Here is a 7,014-nt window from a genome sequence, read left to right as displayed (position 1 = left end):
TGAATACTCGAAAAAAGAGACACTTAGATAGTAATGCTATTTTACGGATATGGGAATTTAAGGAATCAACTATTTACAAAATAGAGCAAAAGCTGTAAACAGGTTAAAGTTGTTAAGTTTTAGTTAACTTAAGACGAATGCAATTGTTTTGTATGAAAAACCGGCATTTAACCATAAAGATTTACATTGATAACGAAATATATACGGTTCGGGCTTCCAATTGTATTCTTAAACTGGTTTACTTGCTAGATAACGAGCGTCAATCAAATCTTTTAATGGTGTAAATTATTATATACACCTTATCTTTTAATGACGCCACACAAAGCAAAATACAACATCACATAACACAAAAGTTTGGAGTAAACGTGGCTACTAGTAATACAACCACTACACCCCGCGATACCTGGGGTTCGAAATTAGGATTCGTAATGGCTGCAGCAGGTTCTGCTGTTGGCTTAGGTAACATCTGGAAATTCCCATACACAGCAGGTGAAAGTGGCGGCGGTGCATTCGTTGCAATTTATCTGTTTTTTGTAATCTTCATCGGTTTTAGTGTGATGCTGACTGAATTTGCGATTGGACGTCATACGCAAAAATCAGCAGTAGGTGCATTTAAATCAACTGACCGTCGCTGGACGTTCGCTGGTGTTATTGGCGTAGTCAGTGGTTTACTTATCATGGGTTTCTACCCTGTAGTAGGTGGCTGGTCTATCGCATACATCGGTAAAATTGCTGGTGGTCTACTAGACGCACCTGAAGCAATTGGCGACAGCTTTGGTGGCTTTATCTCAAACCCAGTTCAGCCACTAATGTGGATGGGCCTATACTTACTACTTAACGTTGTCATCGTTATGAAGGGTATTTCTGGCGGTATTGAGAAAGCGGGTAAGATTCTGATGCCACTTCTTTTCATCATCCTTATCGTGGTATCAATCAAAGGCCTAATGCTTCCGGGCGCGATGGCTGGTCTTGAATTCCTATTCAGCCCTGACTTCTCTAAAGTAGACAGCGGTGTAATCCTAGCTGCACTGGGTCAAGCATTCTTCTCACTATCTCTTGGTATGGGTTGTATGTTGACTTACGGTTCTTACCTTAAGAAGAAAGAGAACCTAGTTCAAACTACAGCTATGGTTACGGCGATGGATACAGGCGTTGCTATCCTAGCTGGTGTTGCAATGTTCCCTGCAATGTTCGCATTCGGTATGGAACCTGCAGCAGGTCCTGGTCTAGTATTCGTTGTTGTTCCTCAGCTATTCGCTGAAATGGGCGGCGTAGTTGGTCTTCTATTTGCTCTTATGTTCTTCGTTGGTCTAAGTGTTGCGGCACTGACTTCTTCAGTATCTCTACTTGAAGTTGTTGTTTCGTACCTAATCGATGAGAAAGGCATGAAGCGTGTAACAGCTGTACTGTCTGCAAGTGTCGTAATGGCGATTCTATGTATCTTCGCTTCTCTATCTCTTGGTGGCTTTGGTCCAACGCTGTTTGGTACTGGTGCATTCGATATCTTCGACCTACTAACGGATAAGATCTTCCTAGCAGTTGGCGGTATGTTGGTGTGTATCTTCGCTGGTTGGAGACTAAACCGTGCTGACCTAGAGAAAGAAATCACTAACGACGGTGAAGTATCTTTCCCTCTATTCGGTCTATGGTACACACTCGTTAAGTACATCATCCCAGTAGCTATCGCTATCGTAGCGTTCATGGGTATCTCTTCTGGCTTCGACAGCGGTAAAGGTGCAATCATGCTACTAGGTATTGGTATCATTGCCGGTTCTGCGCTTATCTCTAAGAAGCTATAATTCTTAGAAAATCTAATCGCAAACTAAAGTTAATTGATAAGCGGGAGCCATTGGCTCCCGTTTTTTTATGCGATGCACTTATTGTTTTTCGAGAAATAAAAACATCGTCCCCTAAAGTTATCCGTGTGGTGGCCGATATATCTTTCGGTTAGGCTATATCGGCCTGTATTTATTTTTAGGTAGGTGTTCTGTGAAATTGTCAGTGAGAAAAAAACTATATTTGGGTTTTGGATCTATATTGGCGGTGCTTGTCACGTTGGTAGGGGTTGTATCGATAGAAGTGATTGGGGCTCACGAGAGCTCTGATGAAATTAGACTGGATGATGTTCCAGGAACTGTTACCTACCTTATATTGATCGATGAAGCTGGTGATGTTTACCGTGATGCTTTGGGCGCGGTTGTTCAGGGCGGTAATGCGCTCAATGATTATCGAGCTAACAAGACTCAATTTTCTCAAGCAATTGAAGAAGCAAAGCGTTTAGAGAGTAAAGGCTCAGAGGACCATCGTCGTGTTCAGCGAATTGAAGAGCTAATGGGGCGCTTTACTCAAGAGTTTGAATCGAAGCTCGTACCTATGCTTAATGACGAAACTGCATTGTTATCAAATATCCAGCAGCTTCGCTCTTTGTATGAGAGTAATCTTATCCCGATTGAAAACTTGCTTGATCAAGCATCTGAAAGTGAGATTGCTGATACGGAGCGAGCTCTGCTAACACTAACGGATTCGTTTATTACAATCGAACGCACGATTATGGTGTTGACTGCGGTTGCGATTGTGTTTGGCTGTGTAATTGCGTTTGTATTGTCTAGCTCTATTACTAATCGCTTAACTCGTGTAGAGCAAGTTGCACGACGCGTAGCAAATGGTGATCTAACGGCAGGTGACATTGTTGATGATTCTGGTGATGAATTGGCTGACCTTGCTCAATCGATCAACCAGATGCAAAAGTCATTGGTCGATCTCCTCGGTTCTATCTCATCAGTGACTACCCAAGTTCAATCCGTTACTGGTGAGCTATCATCAATCAGCCACGACATCGTATCTGGCGCCTCTGCTCAAGCAGATAAAGCGACATTGATAGCGACTGCGGCAGAAGAACTAAGCTTAACCATTTCTGAAGTAGCGCAACAAGGTACTTCTACTTATGAAGAAGCGCGCCGCTCAGAAACGTCTGCAGAAGACGGTCGTAAAGTGATCGTGGAGATGGTTGCGAGCATCCAACAAGTGTCTACTCAAATGAGCGACATGTCGTTACAAATGAACACGCTGGGTTCACATGGCGAGCAGATTGGCAGTGTTATCAAGGTAATCGAAGATATCGCAGAACAAACCAACCTCTTGGCTCTGAACGCGGCTATTGAGGCTGCGCGTGCTGGTGAGTTCGGTCGTGGTTTTGCCGTGGTAGCTGATGAAGTACGAGCGCTAGCGGAGAGAACGACTAAAGCAACACAAGAAGTGTCTGGTATCATCCAATCTATTCAATCAGGTACTCAAGAAGCGGTGACTTACACTCAAGACAATTGTCGTTTAGTTGAAATTGGTGTAGAGCAAAGTGCAGGGGCGGTATCGGCTCTAGAAGCAATTGTTAGCGGTGCGGGCAACGTACAAAGCATGGTTAACTCAATTGCGACTGCGGCAGAAGAACAGACAGCGGTGACAAAAGAAATCGCAGCGGATATTACGGCAATCAGTGATATTTCTGAACAGTCATTACAGTTAGCGACTCGCAGCTCTGAGAACACATCAGGTTTGAATGCTAAAGTTGCTGAGCTTGAAGGCTTAGTAGGTAAGTTCAAACTTGCTTAGAGCTTAGAGCTTAGAGCTTAGAGCTTAGAGCTGGATCATAAGTCTAGAACATAAGCTTAGAGCGAATTGATTAAAGACTTCCCAGTGAAAGTTGCCTATTGAAACATAAGCCCAACGATTCAATGTTTATTGAACTCGTTGGGCTTTTTCGTAGCTGGAATCTGGATTCAGACACGGTATACTCCACGTTCTACAATGGAGCTAGCCTTTACATGTTCGACATTCTTCTGAATCACTCTGATTTTTTACTTATAAACAAACATCCAGGCGTCAGCGTCCATAAAGACGATGGTGATACGATGTTATTGCAAGAAGTTGCTAAGGCAATCAATGAACCGAAGCTATATTTAGTCCATCGTCTCGATAAAATGACGTCAGGAATTCTACTGCTGGCAAAAAATGCCCCAGCAGCGAGTGAGCTTTCACTGTTGTTTGCAAAGCGTGAAGTAGAGAAGTACTACCTTGCGATAGGCTCCAAGAAGCCGAAGAAAAAGCAGGGGCTGATCTCAGGAGATATGGAGCGTTCACGACGCTCAAGTTGGAAGCTACTGACAACCAAAGAAAACCCAGCGATTACCCAATTTTTATCTGCAACGGCTGAACCCGGTGAGCGTCTACTTTTATGTAAACCTTATACGGGACGAACTCACCAGATCCGTGTCGCGATGAAGTCCATCGGCTCGGCTATTGTTGGTGATCCTATTTACAATCCATCGAACGAGGCTGACAGAGGCTATCTGCATGCCTTCGCGATTCGATTTACCTATCAATCACAAGCCTACGAATATGTCTGCGATCCAAGAAACCTCGACTCTTTGGGTGAGAAATGGCATCAAGAGATCGTGTCTAATGGTTTAGACAGTTGGCTTGAACCTTGGTCATTAACGTGGCCAAAGCTAAACACTAAGTGAGTGAAATAATGGAAGCATCAGCTTTACCTCTGTTTTTTAGTCATATTGAACAGCAATTGAATGAAGTGCCGAATGAACTACGTCGTATTTTTCACGGGCGTGGCAAGTTTTGGCCCGGCCTAGATCAACTCACTTGTGATTGGGTTGATGGACAGTTATTGGTTAACGTGTTTAAAGAAGTGGACCAAGCGTTCTTATCATCTCTAAAGACTGGATTGGTCGACCTCACTAACAAAGATATCTGGCAAGTAAAACAGGGCACAAGCATTGTGCTGCAACACCGTTATGCTGATGGCGCGCCCTCTGAAGTCTTGTGGGGTCAATTGAACGACTCACCAGTCGTGGTTGAACATGGGCTTAAGTACCAACTAGACATTGGCCGCAATCAGAACTTCGGTCTGTTCCTAGACATGCGTAATGGCCGTCAGTGGGTACAAGATAATGCTAAGGATAAGAACGTTCTTAACCTGTTCGCATACACTTGTGGCTTCTCTGTCGCGGCGATTGCGGGTGGCGCTCGACAATGTATGAACGTAGACATGTCTCGCGGATCACTGAATAAAGGCCGTGATAACCACCGCTTGAATGAGCATGACATGCGATCGGTGAACTTCCTTGGCTACGACATCTTTAAGTCGTGGGGAAAAATCAAGAAGGGTGGCCCATACGAGCTGGTTATTATCGATCCGCCTTCGTTCCAAAAAGGAAGCTTTGCACTTACTAAAGACTACAAAAAGATCTTACGTCGTTTGCCTGAGCTTCTAACCGAAGGTGGTGAAGTGATTGCTTGTGTTAACTCACCAGCAGTGTCACCAAACTTCTTGATTGAGACGATGGCAGAAGAAGCGCCAAGTGTTGAGTTTATCGAGCGTTTAGATAATCCACCTGAATTTGTCGATGTCGACCTCGATTCAAGTTTGAAAGTCCTGAGATTTAAAATTAACGTTTCTGAAGACGCTTAATTTGGAGTAAACAAATATCAACGTTTGAAAGTAAAAAAGCCACTCAAATGAGTGGCTTTTTGGTCTTTAGGTTTCTAAGAAGTTTAAGCTTGTTGTTTCTCTAGCTCAGCTTCTTTCACTTCGTCTTTGATTAGAGAATCAACGATTACCGCACATGCTGCATCACCAGTGATGTTAAGGGCAGTACGGATCATGTCGAAGATACGGTCTAGAGCGAATAATAGAGGTAGACCTTCGATAGGGATACCAGCTGCTAGAAGAACCGCAACCACTAGGAAAGAAGGACCTGGAACACCTGCTTGACCAACTGCGCCTAGCGTAGAGGTTACGATGATAGCAACGTAAGCGCCCATAGAAAGGTCGATGTTGAACAGCTGTGCGAAGAAGATAGCAACTAGGCCGTAGTAAATTGCATTACCAGACATGTTGATCGTCGCACCAAGTGGCAGAACGAATGAAGCCGTAGAGTTGCGAACGCCAAGTTCTTTCTCTACCGTTTCCATTGTTACTGGTAGTGTCGCCATTGAAGATGCTGTTGATAGTGCAACCGCTTGAGGCTTCTTCATTGCCACTAGGAACTTCTTAGCTGAAGTCTTAGTGAAGATTTGAATCATCAGTGGGTAAGCAACAAAGCCGAAGATAAGAATCGCAGCGATGTAAACAATGAACAGCTTGAACACGACCATAAGCGCGCCAAAACCAAACGTACCTACTGCTTCAGCCATTAGGCCGAATACGCCAAGTGGTGCAATGATCATAACTTTGTTGATCATCCATACCATAGCGTCAACGATAGCATTTACACCGTTGATGATAGGGTCACGTTTCTCTTTTGCTTGTTTAGAAATCGCAATACCAAAGAATAAGCAGAAAACGAGAATTTGCAGAATGTTTGCTTCATTCAGTGATTGGAAAACGTTGGTAGGGATCATGCCAGTGATGGTTGCCCAGAACGTTGGAAGTTCGCCTTTCGCAGCGTATTCTGAAGAGAACATACCTTCAACGCCAGAAACATCGATACCACGACCGGGTTCGAACACTTCACCCATTACAAGCGCTAGTGCCACAGCAAGTGCAGACGTTAGTGCAAAGTAACCCAGTGTTGTTACACCGACTTTACCAGCCGATGAGCTATTACCTAGACCTGCAGCACCTGAAATTAGGGCAACTGCGACTAGAGGAATCACCAGCATCTTGATCAAATTGATGAAGATAGCACCCAGTGGAGCGAACATTGTTGCGCTGTCACCCATCATCGCGCCGACTGCTGTACCGATGATCATTGCAATAACGACTTGAATGCCAATATTGCTTAGTAAACTCTTTTCTTTTAACACTTCCATAACCTCTGTGCTACTAAATATAAAAATCCCAGAATTACTCACCAATGAACGATGTGCCATTGGATAAATATTTCGCGAAGAGTTTTACACGTATCCTTTACATTTATCAATATGAGCAGAGGTGAAAGTCTCTTAAAAACAGCAGGTGAATCGCTATTAGATGTTTTTTCACACCAAAGCAAACGTTTGCTT

At 43.8% G+C, this 7,014-nt stretch carries 5 protein-coding genes; 4 read left to right on the top strand and 1 reads right to left on the bottom strand.

The features are described from left to right. Positions 1-365: 365 nt before the first annotated feature. The 4 genes from AB4232_RS15740 (at position 366) to AB4232_RS15725 (ending at position 5,479) form a co-directional block, all read left to right on the top strand. Complete coding sequence (locus tag AB4232_RS15740) at positions 366-1,799, top strand: sodium-dependent transporter (RefSeq protein WP_012604350.1); 1,434 nt, start codon at positions 366-368, stop codon at positions 1,797-1,799. Positions 1,800-1,989: 190 nt separating this feature from the next. After that, positions 1,990-3,606 carry a methyl-accepting chemotaxis protein gene (locus AB4232_RS15735; protein WP_372087483.1) on the top strand — a complete coding sequence of 539 codons (1,617 nt, stop codon included), beginning with the start codon at positions 1,990-1,992 and terminating at the stop codon, positions 3,604-3,606. Positions 3,607-3,818: 212 nt separating this feature from the next. After that, positions 3,819-4,517 (top strand): TIGR01621 family pseudouridine synthase, encoded by a 699-nt coding sequence (locus AB4232_RS15730; RefSeq protein ID WP_372087482.1) that lies wholly within the window; start codon positions 3,819-3,821, stop codon positions 4,515-4,517. Positions 4,518-4,525: 8 nt separating this feature from the next. Further along, a complete protein-coding gene (locus tag AB4232_RS15725; RefSeq protein WP_009848763.1) occupies positions 4,526-5,479 on the top strand; it encodes a class I SAM-dependent methyltransferase in 954 nt (317 codons plus the stop codon). A gap of 83 nt (positions 5,480-5,562) precedes the next feature. Here AB4232_RS15725 and AB4232_RS15720 read toward each other — a convergent pair whose 3' ends face one another. Then, positions 5,563-6,882, bottom strand: coding sequence for a dicarboxylate/amino acid:cation symporter (locus tag AB4232_RS15720; RefSeq protein WP_012604345.1), 1,320 nt, complete (start codon positions 6,880-6,882; stop codon positions 5,563-5,565). Positions 6,883-7,014: the final 132 nt, after the last annotated feature.

It is taken from the genome of Vibrio sp. 10N.286.46.A8 (assembly GCF_041470165.1).
Taxonomy (GTDB): domain Bacteria; phylum Pseudomonadota; class Gammaproteobacteria; order Enterobacterales; family Vibrionaceae; genus Vibrio; species Vibrio tasmaniensis_A.
This window is presented reverse-complemented; position numbering and strand designations above follow the sequence as displayed.

Bases quoted from the DNA above. Each gene is read 5' to 3' on its own strand.
- AB4232_RS15730 (WP_372087482.1), top strand. From the start codon at position 3,819: ATGTTCGACATTCTTCTGAATCACTCTGATTTTTTACTTATAAACAAA.
- AB4232_RS15725 (WP_009848763.1), top strand. From the start codon at position 4,526: ATGGAAGCATCAGCTTTACCTCTGTTTTTTAGTCATATTGAACAGCAA.
- AB4232_RS15720 (WP_012604345.1), bottom strand. From the start codon at position 6,882: ATGGCACATCGTTCATTGGTGAGTAATTCTGGGATTTTTATATTTAGT.